The 18,668-nt window shown below is 74.1% G+C and carries 17 protein-coding genes; 9 read left to right on the top strand and 8 right to left on the bottom strand.

What is annotated here, in order from left to right; all coding sequences use genetic code 11:
* Nucleotides 1-81 precede the first annotated feature (81 nt).
* Complete coding sequence (locus IE295_RS19230) at nt 82-270, bottom strand: DUF5703 family protein (RefSeq protein WP_086568809.1); 189 nt, start codon at nt 268-270, stop codon at nt 82-84.
* Between the two features lie 47 nt (nt 271-317).
* On the opposite strand from IE295_RS19230, the gene IE295_RS19225 reads away from it, so the two are divergent.
* Nucleotides 318-1,097: a hypothetical protein gene (locus IE295_RS19225; protein WP_190064930.1), complete on the top strand. Its 780-nt coding sequence runs from the start codon at nt 318-320 to the stop codon at nt 1,095-1,097.
* Nucleotides 1,098-1,145: 48 nt separating this feature from the next.
* Here the strand turns inward: IE295_RS19225 and IE295_RS19220 are convergent, their stop codons facing one another.
* Entirely contained in the window at nt 1,146-3,248 is a 2,103-nt protein-coding gene (locus IE295_RS19220) for a helix-hairpin-helix domain-containing protein (protein ID WP_372478890.1), read from the bottom strand.
* On the bottom strand, nt 3,245-4,228 hold the full coding sequence (locus tag IE295_RS19215; protein ID WP_190064929.1) for an aldo/keto reductase: 984 nt from the start codon (nt 4,226-4,228) through the stop codon (nt 3,245-3,247). Before IE295_RS19215 ends, IE295_RS19220 begins: the two co-directional genes overlap by 4 nt.
* Before the next feature lie 149 nt (nt 4,229-4,377).
* Between IE295_RS19215 and IE295_RS19210 the strand changes: the two genes are divergently transcribed.
* The 3 genes from IE295_RS19210 (at nt 4,378) to IE295_RS19200 (ending at nt 6,893) form a co-directional block, all read left to right on the top strand.
* On the top strand, nt 4,378-5,427 hold the full coding sequence (locus IE295_RS19210; protein WP_190064928.1) for an LLM class F420-dependent oxidoreductase: 1,050 nt from the start codon (nt 4,378-4,380) through the stop codon (nt 5,425-5,427).
* Nucleotides 5,428-5,640: 213 nt separating this feature from the next.
* Nucleotides 5,641-6,429 carry a ferritin-like domain-containing protein gene (locus IE295_RS19205; protein WP_190064927.1) on the top strand — a complete coding sequence of 263 codons (789 nt, stop codon included), beginning with the start codon at nt 5,641-5,643 and terminating at the stop codon, nt 6,427-6,429.
* 59 nt (nt 6,430-6,488) lie between these two features.
* Entirely contained in the window at nt 6,489-6,893 is a 405-nt protein-coding gene (locus IE295_RS19200) for a (2Fe-2S) ferredoxin domain-containing protein (RefSeq protein ID WP_190064926.1), read from the top strand.
* Between the two features lie 30 nt (nt 6,894-6,923).
* Here IE295_RS19200 and IE295_RS19195 read toward each other — a convergent pair whose 3' ends face one another.
* Genes IE295_RS19195 through IE295_RS19185 form a run of 3 tightly spaced genes read right to left on the bottom strand, consistent with a single transcriptional unit; the run spans nt 6,924 to nt 11,406 of the window.
* Nucleotides 6,924-8,867, bottom strand: coding sequence for a primary-amine oxidase (locus IE295_RS19195; protein ID WP_190064925.1), 1,944 nt, complete (start codon nt 8,865-8,867; stop codon nt 6,924-6,926).
* A complete protein-coding gene (locus IE295_RS19190; RefSeq protein WP_190064924.1) occupies nt 8,864-10,414 on the bottom strand; it encodes an APC family permease in 1,551 nt (516 codons plus the stop codon). Before IE295_RS19190 ends, IE295_RS19195 begins: the two co-directional genes overlap by 4 nt.
* A 35-nt stretch (nt 10,415-10,449) precedes the next feature.
* The gene (locus IE295_RS19185; protein ID WP_190064923.1) at nt 10,450-11,406 is read right to left on the bottom strand and encodes a hypothetical protein; all 957 of its coding nucleotides are present in this window, start codon (nt 11,404-11,406) and stop codon (nt 10,450-10,452) included.
* A 382-nt stretch (nt 11,407-11,788) separates the two neighbouring features.
* Here IE295_RS19185 and IE295_RS19180 point away from each other — a divergent pair, with 382 nt between their 5' ends.
* Together IE295_RS19180 and IE295_RS19175 are read left to right on the top strand one after the other, a co-directional pair.
* Nucleotides 11,789-12,673 carry a DMT family transporter gene (locus IE295_RS19180; RefSeq protein WP_190064922.1) on the top strand — a complete coding sequence of 295 codons (885 nt, stop codon included), beginning with the start codon at nt 11,789-11,791 and terminating at the stop codon, nt 12,671-12,673.
* Between the two features lie 45 nt (nt 12,674-12,718).
* Nucleotides 12,719-13,249 (top strand): NUDIX hydrolase, encoded by a 531-nt coding sequence (locus tag IE295_RS19175; RefSeq protein ID WP_190064921.1) that lies wholly within the window; start codon nt 12,719-12,721, stop codon nt 13,247-13,249.
* Between the two features lie 42 nt (nt 13,250-13,291).
* Here the strand turns inward: IE295_RS19175 and IE295_RS19170 are convergent, their stop codons facing one another.
* Together IE295_RS19170 and IE295_RS19165 are read right to left on the bottom strand one after the other, a co-directional pair.
* Nucleotides 13,292-14,209, bottom strand: a complete 918-nt coding sequence (locus IE295_RS19170; protein WP_190064920.1) for an NADP-dependent oxidoreductase — start codon at nt 14,207-14,209, stop codon at nt 13,292-13,294.
* A complete protein-coding gene (locus IE295_RS19165) occupies nt 14,206-15,756 on the bottom strand; it encodes an MFS transporter (protein WP_190064919.1) in 1,551 nt (516 codons plus the stop codon). The genes IE295_RS19170 and IE295_RS19165 overlap by 4 nt, the downstream gene beginning before the upstream one ends.
* Before the next feature lie 150 nt (nt 15,757-15,906).
* On the opposite strand from IE295_RS19165, the gene IE295_RS19160 reads away from it, so the two are divergent.
* The 3 genes from IE295_RS19160 (at nt 15,907) to IE295_RS19150 (ending at nt 18,658) form a co-directional block, all read left to right on the top strand.
* On the top strand, nt 15,907-16,347 hold the full coding sequence (locus IE295_RS19160; protein WP_190064918.1) for a MarR family winged helix-turn-helix transcriptional regulator: 441 nt from the start codon (nt 15,907-15,909) through the stop codon (nt 16,345-16,347).
* 78 nt (nt 16,348-16,425) lie between these two features.
* Nucleotides 16,426-17,373, top strand: a complete 948-nt coding sequence (locus tag IE295_RS19155) for an MBL fold metallo-hydrolase (protein ID WP_190064917.1) — start codon at nt 16,426-16,428, stop codon at nt 17,371-17,373.
* A gap of 46 nt (nt 17,374-17,419) precedes the next feature.
* Nucleotides 17,420-18,658, top strand: a complete 1,239-nt coding sequence (locus IE295_RS19150) for a Shedu anti-phage system protein SduA domain-containing protein (protein ID WP_190064916.1) — start codon at nt 17,420-17,422, stop codon at nt 18,656-18,658.
* Nucleotides 18,659-18,668 lie beyond the last annotated feature (10 nt).

Here is an 18,668-nt window from a genome sequence, read left to right as displayed (position 1 = left end):
CAGGGAGCGGGTCCCGCGGTCGCGGGGCCCGCTCCCTGACGCGTTCCGGCACGCCGTCACCCGGCCGACGCGTTCACCCGGTCACCAGGTCGCCCGGATCTGGCGGATGATCCGGCGGCGCAGCCGCGCCCTGCGGCTGCCGTCCGGATAGAGGCGTAGTCGGTCCAACTCCCAGTGTCCGTACTCGGCGTGGTCGGTCAGCAGTCGCGTGGCGGCCTTCCGGGAGACGCCCCGGGGCACATACACATCACAGAATTCGTATTCCGGCATCGCATCTATTGTGCGGGAACGGGCCCGGTGCGGATAGCGTCTGCACTATGTCTGATGCTGCGCAGCCAACCGCTGCCGAGGTACGGGCCGCCGCCGAGGCGGTCAAAGCCGCTCTGGACCGCCACCTCGAGGCCGTCGAACGCCGTTCGGGGGAGGACGACCCGGCCGTTTACGCCGCGTTCAACGAGCTGGCCGCGACAGCCGAGGCGTACGACGAGCTGCTCTACGACGCCTACGACGAGGTCACCCCCTTCGAGATCCCCGGGGACGACGCGCTGCCCGCCTACGCCGGTCCCGAGGAGCCCAGCGCGCTCAGCGTGCTGATCCGCAGGGACTACGCCGTGGTCGAGCCCCAGCGTCTGCTCGCCCAGGCCCAGCGCGTCGCCGACCTCGATCCCGACGCCGACACGGACACCGGCGCGGGCGCCCCCGGCGGCGCGGGCCACAACGTCCACACCGCCCTCGGCGTGCTCTTCGGGGAGTACGAACCGGACGAGATCGCCTCCCGGCACAAGGAGTTCGGCCTGGAGGAGGGCGACTCCACGCTGTGGGTGGCGGCGGCGGACGAGCCCGCCGAGCCCGGCGAGTGGCTGTCCACGCCGTTCGAGCAGCCGGACGCCCAGCGGGTCGTCTGCCGCTTCGACGTCAGCGCCGTCTTCGACGAGGAGGCCGGTCTCGGCGACCCCGACGATCCCGACGACGACCTCGAGGACGCCGAGGGGCTGGACGACGACGGCATCGACGACGAGGACGACGAGCTGGACCTCGACGGGGACGACGAGGAGGACGGCACCGGCACCAGGGGCGTGCGCGCGTCCAAGCGGTGATCCGGCAGCCCGTCCCGGAGGCCCGGCGGCCCCCGGGGCGGGCGCCGGTCAGCCGGCGGGCCGGAGCTGGGCCTCCAGCAGCGTCCGCAGCCGGGTGTCGCGCGCCGTGGCCGGCACCTCGGCGACCGCGCGGGCGAGCGCCTGGTCCACGCCGTGCACGACCGACAGATGCCGCTCGCCCCGGCTGAACGCCGTGTAGACCCACGACCGGGTCAGCGTGGACGCGGCGTCGCCCGGCAGCACCACCACGGCGGCCTCCCAGCGCGTCCCGACGGCCTGGTGGGCGGTCACGGCCCAGCCGTGGCGCACCTCCTCGGGCACCCGGGCCGGCGGTACGACCACGGGCGTACCGCCGCAGTCCAGCCGCAGCCCCTCCGCGTCCGCCGAGACCACGGTGCCGGGGACCATCCGGCCGGGCGCCGGCACGTACGCGACGCGGTCACCCGGGTCGAAGCCGCCGAACCGGCCGGGGCCGGGGTTGAGCCGTTCCTTGAGCGCCGCGTTGAGCGCGCGGGTGCCGGCCGGGCCGCCGTGCCCGGGGGTGATGATCTGGGTGCGGTCGGCGGGCACGCCGATGGCGCGCGGGACGGAGTCCGCGACGAGCTGCACGGTGCGGTGCACCGCCTCGCCCGGGTCCCGCACGGGAACGATCACGACCTCCTTGCCGGGGGCGTCGACCTGCTGGAGCTCGCCGACGGCGATGCCCGAGACCAGCTCGCCGACGGGGCCCGGGTCGGGGGTGCGGGAGACGACGGCCGGGCACGTACGGGACGCCACGACGTCCGCGAACACGCGGCCCGGTCCCGCGGACCACAGGACGCCCGGGTCTCCGGAGAGGACGAGCCGGGTGCCGTCCGCGAGCGACTCCACGAGCAGGGCGGCCGTCTCCACGTCCAGCTGGGGGGCGTCCAGGACGGCCAGGACGTCCAGGGCCAGGGTGCCGTCCTCGTCGCGCCCCGGGCCCTCGCGGCCGGAGAGCAGGCCGGCCACGGTCACGGCGTCGGTGACGCCGAGCCCGGCCAGCCGCCGGCGGCCGTCCTCGGTGTGCGCCGCGGCGCAGGCCCGCAGGCCCAGGCCCTCGGCGGCGGCGATCAGCGCGGCGGGCTCGGCCCGGGCGGCCTCCCCGCCGCTGTGGGTGACCAGGCCGGCGGCCGCGACGGCACGGATCAGCTCGGCGGCCGACGGTGAGGGCGCGCCGGCGGCGGCCTCCTCCCAGCCGGCGGGGTCCTCGTCCCGGCCGACGGCGTTCGCCAGGCGGGCCAGGCCGTCGGCGAGGCTCTCCTCGGCCATGGCGCAGCGGTCCAGGCCCATCAGCAGCCGGACCGGCTCCGTGCTTTCCTCGCCCTCCTCCGTCTCCTCGGGCTCGGGTCCCTCGCGGAAGACGAGCACCGAGCCCTCGGCGACGGCGCTCTGCAGCGCCTCGTCCGCGTCCGGTACGGAGCGCCGGGCGAGCTCGGAGCGCAGGGCCGAGGACTCGAGCACCGTGTGCCCCGCGAGAGCGGCGCGCTCCAGCAGCCATACGACCAGGGCCCGTGCCCGCCGCTCGTCCCCCGGTCCGCACTCGGCCCCGAGCAGCGCCCGCGCGAAGCCGTCCGCCTGCTCGGGCCGCACGCCCGGCACGGCCAGCAGCCGCCACGGGTCCTCCCGCAGGGCCTCGGCGGCGTGTTCGCCGAGCGTCGCGGCGACCTGCCCGGCCAGTTGCTCCGGTGCCCCGCCGGCGGCGAGCACCTCGGTCAGCTCGGCGCTGGGCGCGATGACCGCGGCCCGGGCGGGCGGCGCGGCGGCCGCGCGCGGGGCCGGCGCGGGGCGCGCGGTCCGTGCGGGACGCGGGGCGGGCTTCGGCTCGTTGAAGAACGACGCGGCCGGGCGCTCCCCGCTCTCCACGGCCCGCACGGCCGCGGCGAGCGCCTCGGCGACGGCGGACCGCCGGCCCGCCCCCGGCTCCTCGGCGGCCGGACCGGGCTCCGGAGCGGATCCCGGGGCGGACTCCGGTGCACCCTCGTCCGTACCGCCGGACGCACCCGGCTCGGTGGACGCGCTCGGCCCGGCGGGCCCGTCCGGGCCCGGGGGCGTGCCCGGCCCGCCGCCTTCCTCGGCGGCCACCGTAGTGGCCGCGTCGGCGGCCTCGCCGGCAAGGCGGTCGTCGTTCACAGCGTGCTCCAGTCCTGGTCCGGGTAGCGGTGCACGGGCGCCGACACGTCGTCGAGCGCCTGGCAGATCTCGTCCGGAAGCGTAAGGGCCTCCACTGACAGTGCCTCTCCGAGCTGCCGCGCCGTGCGGGCGCCGACGATGGGGGCGACGACCCCGGGGCGGTCGCGGATCCAGGCGAGGGCCACCTGCAGGGACGTCGTGGCCAGGCCGTCGGCGGCCGTGGCGACGGCGTCGACGATGCGGGTCGCCGTCTCGTCGAGGTAGGGCTCGACGAAGGGCGCCAGATGCTCGGAGGCGGCGCGGGAGTCGGACGGGGTGGAGCGGCGGTACTTGCCCGTCAGCACGCCCCGGCCCAGCGGCGAGGAGGGCAGCACGCCGAGCCCCAGGTCGCGGGCGGCGGGCAGCACCTCGCGCTCGATGCCGCGCTGCAGCAGGGAGTACTCCATCTGCGTGCAGGCCAGCCGGGTGCGCGAGCCCGGCGCGGCGAGCTGCCACGTGGCGGCCTTGGCGAGCTGCCAGCCGCAGAAGTTGGAGACGCCGGCGTAGCGGGCCCGGCCGCTGCCGACCGCGAGGTCGATGGCCTGCAGCGTCTCCTCGACGGGTGTGGCCGGGTCATAGGCGTGTATCTGCCACACGTCCACGTAGTCGGTGCCCAGCCGGTCCAGTGAGGCGTCGAGGGCCGCGAGCAGGTGGCCCCGGGAGCAGTCGACCCGCCGCCGGGGGTCCAGGACGCTGCCGGCCTTGGTCGCGATCACGACGTCCCGGCGCGGGACGAGGTCCCGCAGCAGCCGGCCCAGGAGATACTCGGCGCCCCCGTCGGCGTAGACGTCGGCGGTGTCGATGAGCGTGCCGCCCGCGTCCCGGAACGTCTTGAGCTGCTCGGCGGCGTCGTGCTCCCCGGTGTCCCGGCCCCAGGTGAGGGTGCCGAGCCCGAGCCGGGATACCCGCAGGCCCGTGCGGCCGAGATGCCTTTGTTCCATGAGCGCTGAGATTACTGTCCGGGCCGCGACGCGTCGCCATGCCGCCACCGCCTGTGGACAACTCGCCGATGACGTACCCCCGGCGGGCGCGCTAGAGTCCCCGCAACGACGACGTTACTGATCAGTAAGGGGTGCCCCGGATGAGTCGGATGAGGCTCGGAATCAACCTCGGCTACTGGGGAGCCGGGATGGACGCGGACAACCTCGCCGTCGCCCGCGAGGCCGACCGCCTGGGCTACGCGGTCTGCTGGGCGGCCGAGGCGTACGGCTCCGACGCGCCGACCGTGCTGTCCTGGGTCGCGGCGCAGACCGAGCGGATCGACGTCGGCTCGGCGATCTTCCAGATCCCCGCCCGCACGCCCACCATGACGGCGATGACCGCCGCCACCCTCGACTCGCTCTCCGGCGGCCGCTTCCGCCTCGGCCTCGGCGTCTCGGGCCCGCAGGTCTCCGAGGGCTGGTACGGCGTGAAGTTCGACAAGCCGCTCGCCCGCACCCGCGAGTACGTCGAGATCGTCCGCAAGGCCATGGCCCGCGAGCGCGTCACCCACGACGGCGAGCACTGGACGCTGCCGCTGCCGGGCGGCCCCGGCAAGCCCATCAAGCTCACCGTGCACCCGGTGCGCGAGCGCATCCCGCTGTACATCGCGGCCATCGGGCCGAAGAACCTGGAGCAGACCGGCGAGATCGCCGACGGCGCCCTGCTCATCTTCTTCGCCCCGGAGCACGCCGAGGAGACCACCCTGGGCGCCCTGCGGGCCGGCCGCGCCAAGGCGGGCAAGGACCTCGAGGGCTTCGACGTCGCGCCGACCGTCCCCATGGCCGTGGGCGACGACGTCGACGCGCTCGCCGACATCTTCCGCCCGTACACCGCCCTCTACGTGGGCGGCATGGGCAGCGCGAAGCAGAACTTCTACAACAAGCTCGCGCGCCGCATGGGATACGAGAAGGAGGCGGCCGAGATCCAGGAGAAGTACCTCTCCGGCGACAAGGCGGGCGCCGCCGCGGCCGTGCCGCGCGAGCTGATCGACTCCACCGCCCTGCTGGGCGGCGTGGAGCGCATCGCCGACCGGATGCAGGCCTACGCCGACGCCGGCGTGACCACCCTGTCGCTGGCCCCGGCGGGATTCACTCTGGACGAGCGGATCGCGGGCCTGCGCACCGGCGTCGAGGCCCTCGAGCGGGCCGGCCTGGCGTAACGCCGGGAGGGGCCGCGGCCGTGGTGGGGGCTCGGGGGTCGTCTTCCCCGCCACGGCCGACACCGAGCACAACGCCCGTGCGCCCCGGCGGTTACGCGCCGGGCGCACGGTGAATCTCCGTACGAAATCCTCCGTTCGGCCGAGCGCGCGGCGGCCCCTGATTGCCGCGCCCCATGCGGGGCACTTGACTGAGTGCCTACGGAGGTGACGGCCATGCTCACGGCCAGAAGTCTGTTCCAGGAGATCCTCGACAACGACGACTCCTACCGGCTGTTCTGCTCCATCGCCGCGAGCGGCGAGCACCAGGGCGGCTGGGAGAACGGCCGCATCGCAGCCCTGGTGCCGGAGAGCCAGCGGGAGCTCGCCCCCAGGATCGCCCGGCACGGCGCGGACGAGGACAAGCACGGCCGGATCTTCGAGGCCCTGCTGCGCAAGCGCGGCCTGCCGCCCGTCGACGTCCCGCCGGAGACCGACTACACGATGATCCTCGAGCGCCGGGGCATCGGCCTGCCGCACGCCAAGCTCCGCGCCGACGCCCCGCTGACCGAGCGCGACGTCATCGCCTACCTCGCCCACAGCCGGGTCACCGAGCAGCGCGCCTCCGACCAGATGAACATGCTCACCGCGCACTTCGGCGACCATCCGGAGATCGGCAGGGCCCTCCGGATGATCTGCCAGGACGAGGTCAACCACCTCGCCTACTGCCACGAGGAGCTGCTGCGCCTGGCCGCGGCGGGCCACGGGCGGCTGATCCGGGACCTGCTGCGCGAGAGCGCGCTCGCCGAGATCACGATCTACCGTGACGTCAGCCTCGCCGTCATGGCCCGCATGGGCGGCATCCTGCGCTGGCCCCGGGCGAAGTCGGCCACCCTCGCGGCGGGCATCCACGCGCTGTACGCCTACGAACGCCTCGGCGGCTGGCGCCGGATGGTCACCCTGCGGATGCCCCGCCGCCGCGACGCCCTGGGCGGTCCGGCCACGGCGGAACCGGAGTTCGCCTGAGGCGCACGGTCGCGCACGGGCCGGAAGGCCGTTCGCACGCCGTGCGTATCATCTGCCGGATGATCTCCAACAGTGCCCGCGTTCCCGCCCCTTCCGCCGCGCCCTGCCGCATCACGGTGTGCCGGGGCTGCTGCTGCGGCGATCCGGGCAAGGTGCCCGGGGTCGACCACGCCGGGCAGATCGGACGGCTGCGCCGGGCCGTGGGAGACGCGGCGCCGGTGCGGGCGTCGGAGTGCCTGGACGTGTGCGACCAGGCGAACGTGATGGTGGTGCAGCCATCCGCGGCGGGCCGGGCGGCCGGGGGCCGGCCCGTATGGCTCGGCCTGGTCAACGACGACGAGGCGCTGGCGGACATCGCGGCCTGGGTGCGGGCCGGCGGCCCGGGGCTGGCCGAGCCGCCGGGGGTACTGGACCTGTACGAGTTCACCGTCTCGCGGCGGGTGGGCAAGGCGCTCGAGGGCTGAGGAGCCGGCCGGGCGCCCCGCCCCGCCCGCTCACGCGTGGCAGTGCCCGCCGCCGGCCTCCTGGGGCAGGTCGAGCGCGGGGTTGCGGTCGAAGAAGCCGGTGGGCTTGAGGGAGAAGCCGGTGGGATCGGCCGGCATCACCGGCCACTCCTCGGGCCGGGGCAGATGGGTGGGCCCGAAGGTGTGCCAGACGGTCAGCTCGGTGTTCTCCAGCGACTCGCCGCCCTCCGTCCACTGCGGCAGGCCGGCCCCGCCGGGGTGCTGGTTGGGGTAGTCGCCGGCCGGGTAGCGCCGGTCCGCGCGGTGACGGGTGACCCACAGGTGCCGGGTGCCGTAGGCCATGCGGCGGGCGACGGACGAGCCGGGGCGGGCCAGGACGACGGGCCCCGGCCGCGGCACGAGCGTGTACGCGACGGGCTGCCCCATGCGGTTGCGGGAGCCGGGATTGGTGATGCGCCAGCGCCGGCCGGCCGTGGTGTCGGCCATCCGGCCGCCGTCCGCGCTGTCGGCGAGCACGGTCGTACGGGTGGTGAAGGCGTTGCCGGCGGGGTTGCCGGGGCCCTCGGGCAGGGGAACGACGTCCACCTCCTCGACCGTGTTGGCGAGCCCGTCGACGGCGGCGTCCAGCCGTACGCAGAACAGGTGCTGGTGGTACGGGGCCAGCAGGCCCGGCGCGACCTCGGTGCCGTGCGGCGAGCCCGCCCCCGGGTGGACGGCCGACGTCTGCACGATGCCCGTGGACTTGGCCTCGAAGGCGATCGTGCCGTCCTGCTGGAAGTACCAGTAGAAGCCGTAGTCGTAGTTGCCGACGGTGGCGATGTAGGAGATCACCAGACGGCGGGAGCGGCGGCTCTCGGCGGCCATGCCGTTGAAGATGTCGGTGTGCTTCCACAGCAGGCCCGCGTCCTCCTCGTGGACGCAGATGGCGTTGGGCAGCGTCTGGGGGACGCCGAAGTCGTCGGCGACGACCGCGTCCAGGTAGCGGATCTCGCCGAGGCAGTCGCAGCCCAGGCGCAGCGCGTTGGCGTTGCGGCCCAGGGCGTACTCCCCCGCGTCGAGGAAGGCCACCCAGTTGCGGGACTCCTCGGCCTCGCCGTAGGCGACGGCCATCTCGGCGAGGGAGGCGCGGTGCAGGACGGGGCGTTCGCGGTCGCCGTCGCGGTGGGTGATCCGGTGCAGGACCAGTCCCTCGCGGGCGTTGAAGTCGACGCGGAAGCTCCAGTTCTGCCAGGTGAGCAGGGGGCCGTCGAGGCGGAAGGAGGGGCCCTCGGGCTGGGTGATCTCCAGCGGCCGCAGGTCCGTGCGGGCCGGGCCGGTGGACTCCGGTGCGTAGCGCCCGCATTCGGCGGGTATGGGCACCGCTCCGGTGTCGGTCAGGCGGATCACCCGGCGTTCGATGACGTCGACGTCGGCGACGAGCCCGCCCACGGGGTGGGCCCAGGGGCTGTCGGTGGCGTCGCAGCGCAGCCAGGTCAGCGAGCGCAGCAGGCGGCGGCCGGGCCGGTCGGTGAGGAGGCCACCGGCGCCCAGCGGGGCACAGACGGCCAGCTCCAGCCGTACCTCGTCGACGCCGCGCTCGGCCATGGCCTTGCGCCAGCCGGGGTCGGCCTTGACGACCTCCTCGACGATCTCGTACTCCTCGAAGGTGACCTGCGGCTGCCCTTCGGCGGCCACGTCGAGCTCGCGGTGGGAGAGCAGCAGGCCGGCGGTGACGTCGACGAGCGCCTCGGCCGCGGCGCCGGTCGCCGAGTCCAGCAGGGTGACCCGCAGCCGCCGCACGACCGGGTCGCCGGGCCGGTGGGCGGCGGCCGCGTGCCGGCCGGGCTCGTCCAGCAGGACCAGCGGGAAGCGGGTGGAGGCGGTGACCTTGCCCGCCTCGGTCAGCACGCGCCGGGCCGTGGTGATCTCCTCGGCGCTCAGCGGGTCGAGGGGGTGCGGGGCGGCCGCCGGGTTCCCGGCGTGGCAGGACGTCATGAGGAAACCTTTCGCGAGGGGGCGGAGTCCGTCGCGGCCTCGGCCGCGCGCTCCAGCTGGAAGGCCTCGTTGCCCAGCCCGATCCGGGCGTGCACCCCGGGCCGCAGGACCTTGAGCACCAGCCCGAGGACCGCTCCGGCCAGGGCGGCGAGGCCGATGACGCCGGGCAGGATCCACCGCAGGGCGGAGCCGGGGCCTGCGCCGAGCAGGACGCCGAAGTCCCCGACCGCGTAGCCGGTGATGACCAGCAGCGCCAGGCCGGCGACGGCGGCGGCGGCCAGGCGCGGGGCCTGGGCGCGGGCCGCGCCGCGGCGCACGAAGAAGGCGATGACGGCGGCGCTGGTGGCGGCCATGAGGAGGAGGATGCCGAGCGCGCCGACGTTGCCGGTCCAGGTGAACAGGCGGGTGACGGGGACGGTGGGGTCGCCGTGCGGGCGGTCGTCGGTGGCGGCGAAGGCAGTGACGACGAGGAGCGAGACGGCGGTCTGCAGCAGCGAGCCGTATGCGGGGGCGCCGCTGGTGCGGGCGGTGCGGCTGACGGCGGCGGGCAGCAGGCCCTCGCGGCCCATGGCGAAGGCGTAGCGGGCGACGACGTTGTGGAAGCTGAGCAGGGCGGCGAACATCCCGGTGACGTAGAAGAGGTGCATGACGTCGGTGAAGCCGCTGCCGAGCCGGTCCTCGGTGAGGGTGAAGAGCAGGCCGGGGCCGGCGTCCCGGGCCGCCCCGACGATCCGGGACGGGCCGGTGGCCACGGTCAGGGCCCAGGAGCCGGCCGCGAAGAAGAGGGCGACGAAGCCGACGGCGAGGAAGGTCACGCGGGCGACGACGACCTGCGGGCGGCTGGTCTCCTCGGCGTAGACGGCGGCCTGTTCGAAGCCGACGAACGAGGCGATGGTGAAGCAGAGCGCGGTGCCGAGGCCGGCGCCGGAGAGGGTGGCGGGGTCGAAGGCCCGGAACGACAGGCCGTCGGCGCCGGGGCTGCCCACGGAGGCGACGTCGAAGACGGCGACCATGGCGCACTCGACGAGCAGCAGCACGCCCAGGACCTTGACGTTGAGGTCTATCTTGAGCCAGCCGAGGACGCCGGTGACGGCGACGGCGGCGAGCGCGGGCACCCACCAGGCGACGCTCACCCCGAGGTGGTCGCCGAGGAGGGTGGACAGCTCGTATCCGAAGATGCCGTAGATGCCGACCTGCATGGCGCTGTAGGCGACCAGGGCGACGACGGAGGCGGCGGCTCCGGCGGTGCCGCCCAGGCCGCGGGCGATGTAGGCGTAGAAGGCGCCGGCGTTGTGGACGTGCCGGCTCATCTCGGCGTAGCCGAAGGAGAAGAGGGTCAGGACGGCGCCGAGGATGACGTAGAGCAGGGGTTGTCCGACGATGCCCATCGTCCCGTAGGTGGTGGGCATGACGCCCGCCGTCACCATCAGGGGGGCGCTGGCGGCGACGACCGACAGCAGCAGGCCGGCCGCGCCGATGCGGTCGGAGCGCAGGCGTCTGGTCTGGCCCTTGAAGGTGCTGATCTCGCTGGTGGTGCCCGTGGACATGGCGGAAGTGGTCCTTCCATGGGGTGGGGGCCGGCTCAGGCGGCGCCGAGGGCGGCGCGGCGGGCGGCCCTGAAGGCCTTCTTGGGGTCCCGGTCGGGGTAGGACCAGGGGGCGTGGGTGGCGTGCGGTCCGATCCGGGTGAGCAGGGCGGCGGCCTCGGCGGGGCGGCCCTCGTGGAGCTTGGCATGGGCGAGGAAGTTGAGGTCGACCTTGCGCCGGGGGTGGGCGGTGCCGTCGTCGACGTCCCATTCCAGCCACCAGTCGAAGGCGGCCTTCATCACCTGGCGGGCGCGGCGGGTGCCCCAGTGCCCCGACCGGGCGGGGTCGGCGGGCTCGAGGCCGGCGCGGGCGAGGACGCGGTAGCGCTCGGCGTGGGCGACGACGGGCAGGACGGCCAGCGGCGAGTCGGCGGGGGCCTGCTCGGCGGCCCAGGAGGCGAAGTCGTAGACCTCGTGCAGCGGGTCGTCGCGGTCGCCCTCCTGGTGCTCGGCCAGGCAGGCGGCCATCAGGTGGTGGGCGTGGTGGTGGTCCCGGTGCCGGGCGCGCACCTGGTCGAAGGCGCGGACGCGCTCGCCGTCGGTGCCGGTGCTGCGGGCGAGGATGAGGATGCCGAGCCAGGGGGTCGGGTCGCGGGGGGCCATCGTGGCGGCGGCCAGGCACAGGGCGCGGGCCGCGGCGGGGTTGTCCCTGCCGTGGACGGCCCGGAAGACGGTGGCGCAGGCGAGGAGGGCGGCGGCGTCGGGGCTGTCGGGCTCGGCGAGCTGCCATTCGCGGGCCCAGGCGGCGCTGGTGGGGCCCTCGGCGAGGACGACGAGGCGGTGGCCGCGGCGGTCCCAGTCGTCGCCGGTGCGGGCGAGGAGGTGCCGGGCGTCGGCCCAGCGCCCCCGGGCCAGTGCGTCCCGGACGGTGGCCAGCTCGTGGTCGTCGAGGGCCGCGTCGAAGGTCAGCCCGTCCTTGTTCCGGGGGCGGCCCAAGGGGGGTGGGGGCGTCATCTGCAGGCTTCCTCCACGGCGTGCGTCCCCCTCCGGGCGCCGGGTCGGGGGCGCCGGTGAAACAAGCTTTCTCGATCACGCACAGCAAACCGGTAGTCACAGCTCCGCGTCAAGACCGATCTTGATGCTGACATAACGTCAAGTAACGTACCGTCAACACAAGTTGCCGGACCCGACGGGTGCCGGCAGGGTGCGGGCCGGCCCGGCGCGAGCCCGACAGGGGCACGCACGCTCGACGCACTGACGTTCGATCCCATTGGGGCGCGTACGGCTGTTCCGGATGAACGGACGAAAGGGGGGTACTCGGCCGTCACACCGCCCCCAGGGCGGCTATCGTTCCTGCCAAGTCTCCTACGACCGCACGGTCTTGAGGTGCGACGTGATGGTCTTCGCCTTCGCCGTGGGCGCGGCGTGCTGTCTGGGCGTGGGGTTCGTCCTGCAGCAGAACGCCGCGCAGCGGGCCCCCATGAGCGACTTCCTCTCCTTCCGGCTGCTGCTGGACCTGGCGCGCATGCCGCGCTGGCTGGCGGGCATCGCGTTCATGGTCTGCGGCATGCTGCTGGGCGCCCTCGCGCTCAACTGGGGTGAGGTGTCGCTGGTCGAGCCGCTGATGGCGACGAACCTGCTGTTCGCGATGGCCCTCTCCCGCTGGCAGACCAAGCAGCCGCTGGGCCTGGCGGGCTGGGCCGGGCTGTGGCTGCTCGCGGGCGGCGTGGCGGCGTTCGTCGTCGCGGGCCGGCCGCGCGGCGGCGCCACGATCACCGACCCCTTGCGGCACTGGCTGATCGTCGGCGTGATGGTGGGCGGCGCGCTGCTGCTCGCGGCCGTCTCCAAACGGGTGCGGATGAGCACGGAGGCCGCCCTGCTGGCCGTCGCCGCCGGGCTGCTCTACGGCGTCCAGGACGCCCTCACCCGCGTGACCGGCGACCGCTTCGGCCGCCACGGCCCGGCGGCGCTGCTGACCAGCTGGCAGCCGTACGCGGTGGCGGCCCTCGGGCTCACGGCGCTGCTGCTGGTGCAGAGCGCCTTCGAGACGGCGCCGCTGCGGATGTCGCTGCCCGCGCTCACCGCCGCCCAGCCGCTGGCCGGGATCGCCTGCGGGGTGGGCTTCCTCGGCGACCAGTTGCGCACCACGCCCGGGGCACTGGCCTGGGAGGTGGCGGGCCTGGTGGCGATCGTGTGCGGGATCGTGCTGATCGGCCGCCATCCGGCGATGCCGTCGGGGATGACCCCGCAGGGGCGGGTGCGGGACCTGCAGCCGCACTGACGCGGGGGCGGTGTGCCGCCCGGGCGGCCCTGGTTGGATGGCCGCATGAGTGATCAGCAGCCGCTGGCGGCCGATGAGGTGCTGGACGTCGTCGACGAACACGACCGGGTCGTCGGGCGGGCGCCGCGCGGCGAGGTGTACGCGAAGGGCCTCATCCACCGCTGCGTGTTCGTCCAGGCCCGGGACGCGCGGGGGCGGATCTTCGTGCACCGCCGCACCGACCGCAAGCTCGTCTTCCCCTCGCGGTACGACATGTTCGTGGGCGGGGTCCTCGGCACCGGCGAGTCCTACGACCGGGCCGCGCTGCGCGAGGCGGAGGAGGAGCTGGGGGTCAGCGGGCTGCCGGCGCCCACGCCGCTGTTCCGGTTCCTGTACGAGGGGCCCGGCGGGCGGTGGTGGTCGGCGGTCTACGAGGTCCGCTGCGACCTGCCGGTCGCGCCGCAGGAGGAGGAGGTGGCCTGGTGGGACTTCCTCCCGGAGGAAGAGCTGCAAGCGCGCCTGGACGCGTGGGAGTGGGTGCCGGACGGGCTGGCGGCCTACGCCCGGCTGCGGGAACACCGCCGCCGGACGGGCTGAGCGCCGGCCCGTCCGGCACGGGCGTACCGCCTAGGACACGCCCTAGGGCGTCACCACGATCTTGCCGCGGGTGTGGCCCTCGGCGCTGAGGCGCTGGGCGTCGGCGGTCTTCTCCAGGGGGAAGACCTGGGCGACCTCCACGGACAGCACCCCCTGCTCGGCCAGGTGGCCGAGGGCGGTGAGGTCCGCGACGTCCGGGCGGACCCACAGCAGGCGGCCGCCGAGCTCGTTGACCTCCGGGTCGGTGATGGAGACCAGGCGGGCGCCGTCGGCGGTCACCGCGGCCGAGTCCTTGACGACCCCGCCCACGAAGTCGAGGACGACGTCCACGCCGCCGGGCGCCATGGCCCGTACCCGCTCGTTCAGGCCGTCGCCGTACGTCACGGGCTCGGCGCCCAGCGAGCGCAGGTAGTCGTGGTTGCGCTCACTGGCGGTGCCGATGACGCGGGCGCCGAGGTGCCGGGCGAGCTGGACGGCCATGGAGCCCACGCCGCCGGCGGCGGCGTGGACGAGGACGGTGTCGCCCTCGCCGGCCCGCGCGGCCTTGAGGGCCTGGTAGGCGGTCAGCCCTGCCAGGGGCAGGCCCGCGGCCTCCTCGAAGGAGAGGCCCGCGGGCTTGCGGGCGAGCGTGCGCACCGGGGCGGCGACGTACTCGGCGAAGGTGCCGCGGGAGAGGAAGTCCTCGCGGACGTAGCCCATGACCTCGTCGCCCACCTGGAACTCGGGGGTGTCGGCGCCCAGGGCGACGACGACGCCGGAGACGTCCCAGCCGGGAACGACGGGGAAGACCGGCTCGATCATGCCGGCGAGGTAGCCGGCCTGGGCCTTCCAGTCGACGGGGTTGACCGCCGCGGCCCTGACCCGGACCAGGACGCTGTCCGGACCGGGGCGGGGGTCGGGCAGCTCGCCGTACTCCAGCACCTCGGGGCCCCCGTAGGTGCGGTAACTGACAGCCTTCATCGTGCCGTCTCCTTGTCGCTCGGTGCGTTGTCGCTCGGTGCGTCGGTCGATGCCTTGAGCGGGCCGCCCGTCCCAGCGTCGGCCGCCGGGGCCGCGGCCGCCACCGCGGCGGCCCGCAGGGTGTGGATCTTCCGCAGGCCGGCCCAGGCCACCAGGGCGACCAGGGCGAACGCGGTGCCCGCGATCACGAAGGTGAGGGTGAACTGGCTCTCGGCGGGCAGCTTGGGCGCACCCGGCGGCAGGTGCTCGACGCTCTTGGAGGCCAGGACCGTGGTGATCATGGCGCTGCCGATGGCGCTGCCGGTCGAGCGGGAGATGGAGTTGATGCCGTTGGCGATGCCGGTCTGCTGGTGCGGCACGCTGGCGACGATCACGGCCGGCATGGCGGCGTAGCCGAAGCTGATGGCCGCGCCGACGAGCATGCCGGCGGCGATGACGGAGAACGCGTGTTCGTGGTCGAGGGCGATCCACACGAAGCCGGCGGTGCCGATCAGCGAGGCGAGCAGCAGCACCAGGCGCGGGCCCTTGTGGCGGACGAGCTGGCCGCCGACGGGGGCCGCGAGCAGCGAGACGATGGTGCTGGGCAGCAGGTACTCGACGGAGGCGCGCAGGACGCTGGCGGAGAAGCCGTAGCCGGCGACCTTCGACGGCATCTGGACGAGGTAGGAGACGCCGATGAACAGGGCGAAGGAGCCGAAGCCGACGAGCAGGCCGGCGACGTTGGCGAAGAGCACCGGGCGGTGGGCGAACATCCGCATGTCCACCAGCGGCTCGCGCACCTTCCGCTCGACCAGCGTCCAGAGCGCGGCCATCACCACGGCGCCGGCGAAGCAGCCGAGCGTACGGGCGGAGGACCAGCCCCACTCGTGTCCCTGGGTGATGGGCAGCAGGAGCAGCACCAGGGTCGCGGCCAGGGTGAGGGCGCCGAGGACGTCGGTGCGGCCGCCGGTGGTCTCGCGGGTGGCGGGGACGAGGGCGACGACGGCGATCAGGGCGAGCGCGGCGAGGCCGGTGGCCAGCCAGAAGGCGCTGCGGTAGTCGGGGTTGTCGCCGGAGGTGAGCAGGCCGGTGGCCACGAGCGCCAGGCCGCTGCCGAAGGCGAGGGTGCCGCTGACCATGGCCATGGCGCCGGGCAGCTTGGCCGGGCGGATCTCCTCGCGCAGCACGGACAGTGCGAGCGGGAAGATCGCGGTGGCGGCGCCCTGCAGGACCCGGCCGACGATCAGCCAGAGCAGGGAGTGGGTCACGGCGGCGAGGACGGAGCCCGCGACCATGACGATCAGCACGCCGACCAGGGTCTGCTTCTTGCCGTGCTGGTCGCCGAAGCGGCCGAGCAGCGGGGTGAAGACGGCGGCGGAGAGCAGGGTCGCGGTGGTGACCCAGCTGACGTTGGCGGAGGTGGTCTCGAGGTCGTTCTGGATGAGGCCGAGGATCGGCACGACCAGGGTCTGCATCATCGAGACGACCATGGCGGCGAGGCTCAGCGCGAAGACGACGACGGTCTCGTTGCGCCGGCTGCCCGGCGCGGCGGGGGCCTGGGAGGTCATGGGGCGGGGGTGTTCCTTCGAGTTGCTCAGCGTTACTTCACGACATGGATGCTTGAGATCGTCAAGCAACTCGGACCACGGTAGGCGGGGATACTTCAGGTAGTCAAGTTAATGGTTAATGACATAAAGCTCTTGAGTACACTCGAAGCCATGACCGGCCCCACCCCGCACCCCCCGACCAAGGCCCAGCTCCTGGAGCTCGTGGCCGCGCTCGGCACCGCCCAGTGGCAGGACTTCGCGGCCGCCGCCGCCCGCCACGGCCTCACCTCCGTCCAGGCCAAGCTGCTGGCCCAGCTCAAGGGCCCGGTGCCCATGCGGGGCCTGGCCGCGCTGCTGCTGTGCGACGCCTCCAACGTCACCGGCATCGTGGACCGGCTGGAGGCGCGCGGCCTGGTGCGCCGGGAGCCCGACCCGTCCGACCGCCGGGTCAAGAACGTGGTCGCCACCGACGAGGGCCACGAGACCATCCGCCGCGTGCGCGCCGAGATGCAGGCCACGCACAGCGCGCTCGACGCCCTCGACGAGGACGAGCGCACGGCCCTGTACGACCTCCTCGCGCGCCTGCGGCCGGGACTCGAGCACCGGGGGTGAAGCGGCGCCGCCCGCCCGTATTCTGACGGGTGATCGGATCCGCCCGGCCGGGCGGCGGACGGCACGGGAGGCCTTCGCATGACCAGCACGCGCACCACCGCACCCGCCCCGGGAGCCGAGGGCACCGAGCCCTACACCGTCCCGCTCGCCCCCGGGGTGAGCGCCTTCGTGCAGCCCGACGGCGGCTGGTGCCTGAACAACGCCGGCATCGTCACCGGCGGCGGACGCACCCTGCTGATCGACACCGCGCCCACCGAGCGGCGGGCCCTGCTGCTGAGCGACGCGGTGGCGGCGAGCGGCGCCCCGCGCCCCTCCCTCCTGGTCAACACCCACCACCACGGCGACCACACCTACGGCAACTGCGTCTTCACCCCCGAGGCCACCGTCATCGGGCACGACGACTGCCGCCGCGAGGTCCTCGCCGCGGGCCTGCAGCTGCACACCCTGTGGCCCGAGGTCGACTACGGCCACGTCGAGGTCACCGCCCCCACGCTCACCTACAGCGACACCCTCACCCTGCACATCGGCGAGATTGAGGTGCGCCTGATCCACCCCGGCGTCGCCCACACCGTCGGCGACACCATCGCCTGGCTGCCCGCCCACGGCATCGTCTTCACCGGCGACCTCGTCTTCCACGGCGGCACGCCGTTCCTCATGATGGGCTCGCTCAGCGGCTCGCTGCGCGCCGTGGAGCGGCTGCGCGCCCTCGACGCCCCCGTCGTCGTGCCCGGCCACGGCCGGGTCACCGACCCCGGGGTCTACGACACCGTCGAGGCCTACCTGCGCTTCGTCGAGGACCTGGCCCGCACCTCCCACGCCGCCGGCCGCACCCCACTGGAGGCCGCCCGCACCGCCGACCTCGGCGAGTTCGCGTCCCTGCGCGAGAGCGAGCGCCTGGTCGCCAACCTCCACCGCGCCTACGCCGAACTGGACGGCCTCCCCCTCGGCGCCCCGCTCGACGCCCCCACCGTGCTCGCCGACATGCAGACGATGAACGGCGGCCGCCCCATCGCCTGCCACGCGTGACGCCTGCGGCGCCGCATTGTCAGTGCCCGGTACCACAATGCGGCGCATGGACGTGAGATCGGACTGGGCGCTGGAGCTGGTTCTCGACAAGACGTACGAAGCGGCGTCAGCCACCGCGGTCAAGGACCGCATCGACGCCGCGCGTCGCCATATGAACGGCGGGGCCGGGGGGAACCGCAGAGGTGGCCGGCGGCTGCTGGATCTGCTCGGGGAGGCTCGCAAGAGCGCGAGCGAGGCCGAGGACTGGGAGGTGCTGCGCGTCCTGCAGGACTGCCTTTACTACGCCCAGGGACGGTTGCTCCGACCCGATTTCGAGGAAAAGTACCGCCTGTTCCAGCAGGGGCCGCGCAACGACAACGTCCGGAACTGGCTGTCGGCGACCCTCCGCGCCAGCAGCAAGTTCTGGACGGAAGTGGGCCGCACCTTCGTGGACGAGCAGCCGGAGGCCTCGGCCGGCGAGCTTCTCGCCCACATCGAGGCACAGAGCCTGGACGTGCCGTTCCTGGAGGCACCTGCCGAAGAGCCGGCCCGGTACCGCATACCCCGTGGCCGAGCCGAAATGGCGCTCTGGATGGAGCGCGTCCTGCAGCGCAGGGTGGAGATCGATGCGAAGGAAGCGGCCCGCCGCATCGTGTCGTCACCCGAGGCCCTGGCCGTCCTGGCCGCCGACGAGGACGGGCGGCTCGTCCTGCAAGCGGCCGAATGGCAGCGCCGATCGGCGGCGCTCGCCCACCTGCGGCAGGTGGCCGAGGACCCCCTGGCCTCGGAGCACGACCTCCAGCGCGCCCTGCGTGGCCAGTACTGGATCTTCGGCGGCCGCTTCGTCGGCGAGGCGGCGCACCGCCGCCTCGTGCCGGGAAACGAAGTCGACATCCCGCTCATCCGCGGGGACGGCGCGCTGCACGTCGTGGAGCTCAAGCAAGCGGCGCGGCTCGGTGACGGGCTCGTCAAGCGGCATCGCAACGGATGGGTGCCCTCCCATCACGTCAACGATGCCGTGGGACAGGTGGTCCACTACCTGGTGGGGCTGGATGAGCACCGTGAGCGGATCCGTGAGGAGTTCGGCTACGAGACCCGCCGCGCCACCGGCGTCGTCCTCATCGGGCACCCCGACGCCCATCCCGGAATTCCGGAGAGCGAGATCAACGAAACGCTCCGCGTCCACAACACCCACCGGAACCGGGTGGAGGTGCTGACCTACAAGGAGCTCATCGACAACGCGGAGCGTTCTCTGGGACACGAGGCCGAGGAGACCCCTGGACGACATACCGACCGGTCGGCATGATGGCCTCCGG

It is taken from the genome of Streptomyces griseocarneus (genome assembly GCF_014655595.1).
Lineage (GTDB): Bacteria > Actinomycetota > Actinomycetes > Streptomycetales > Streptomycetaceae > Streptomyces > Streptomyces griseocarneus.
The sequence above is the reverse complement of the archived record's forward strand: the minus strand, read 5'-3'. Positions and strand labels throughout refer to the sequence as shown.

What these genes read in the sequence shown, in the direction of transcription:
- IE295_RS19230 (WP_086568809.1), bottom strand. Translation starts at nt 270, where the DNA reads ATGCCGGAATACGAATTCTGTGATGTGTATGTGCCCCGGGGCGTCTCC.
- IE295_RS19225 (WP_190064930.1), top strand. Translation starts at nt 318, where the DNA reads ATGTCTGATGCTGCGCAGCCAACCGCTGCCGAGGTACGGGCCGCCGCC.
- IE295_RS19215 (WP_190064929.1), bottom strand. Translation starts at nt 4,228, where the DNA reads ATGGAACAAAGGCATCTCGGCCGCACGGGCCTGCGGGTATCCCGGCTC.
- IE295_RS19210 (WP_190064928.1), top strand. Translation starts at nt 4,378, where the DNA reads ATGAGGCTCGGAATCAACCTCGGCTACTGGGGAGCCGGGATGGACGCG.
- IE295_RS19205 (WP_190064927.1), top strand. Translation starts at nt 5,641, where the DNA reads ATGCTCACGGCCAGAAGTCTGTTCCAGGAGATCCTCGACAACGACGAC.
- IE295_RS19200 (WP_190064926.1), top strand. Translation starts at nt 6,489, where the DNA reads ATGATCTCCAACAGTGCCCGCGTTCCCGCCCCTTCCGCCGCGCCCTGC.
- IE295_RS19195 (WP_190064925.1), bottom strand. Translation starts at nt 8,867, where the DNA reads ATGACGTCCTGCCACGCCGGGAACCCGGCGGCCGCCCCGCACCCCCTC.
- IE295_RS19190 (WP_190064924.1), bottom strand. Translation starts at nt 10,414, where the DNA reads ATGTCCACGGGCACCACCAGCGAGATCAGCACCTTCAAGGGCCAGACC.
- IE295_RS19185 (WP_190064923.1), bottom strand. Translation starts at nt 11,406, where the DNA reads ATGACGCCCCCACCCCCCTTGGGCCGCCCCCGGAACAAGGACGGGCTG.
- IE295_RS19180 (WP_190064922.1), top strand. Translation starts at nt 11,789, where the DNA reads ATGGTCTTCGCCTTCGCCGTGGGCGCGGCGTGCTGTCTGGGCGTGGGG.
- IE295_RS19175 (WP_190064921.1), top strand. Translation starts at nt 12,719, where the DNA reads ATGAGTGATCAGCAGCCGCTGGCGGCCGATGAGGTGCTGGACGTCGTC.
- IE295_RS19170 (WP_190064920.1), bottom strand. Translation starts at nt 14,209, where the DNA reads ATGAAGGCTGTCAGTTACCGCACCTACGGGGGCCCCGAGGTGCTGGAG.
- IE295_RS19165 (WP_190064919.1), bottom strand. Translation starts at nt 15,756, where the DNA reads ATGACCTCCCAGGCCCCCGCCGCGCCGGGCAGCCGGCGCAACGAGACC.
- IE295_RS19160 (WP_190064918.1), top strand. Translation starts at nt 15,907, where the DNA reads ATGACCGGCCCCACCCCGCACCCCCCGACCAAGGCCCAGCTCCTGGAG.
- IE295_RS19155 (WP_190064917.1), top strand. Translation starts at nt 16,426, where the DNA reads ATGACCAGCACGCGCACCACCGCACCCGCCCCGGGAGCCGAGGGCACC.
- IE295_RS19150 (WP_190064916.1), top strand. Translation starts at nt 17,420, where the DNA reads ATGGACGTGAGATCGGACTGGGCGCTGGAGCTGGTTCTCGACAAGACG.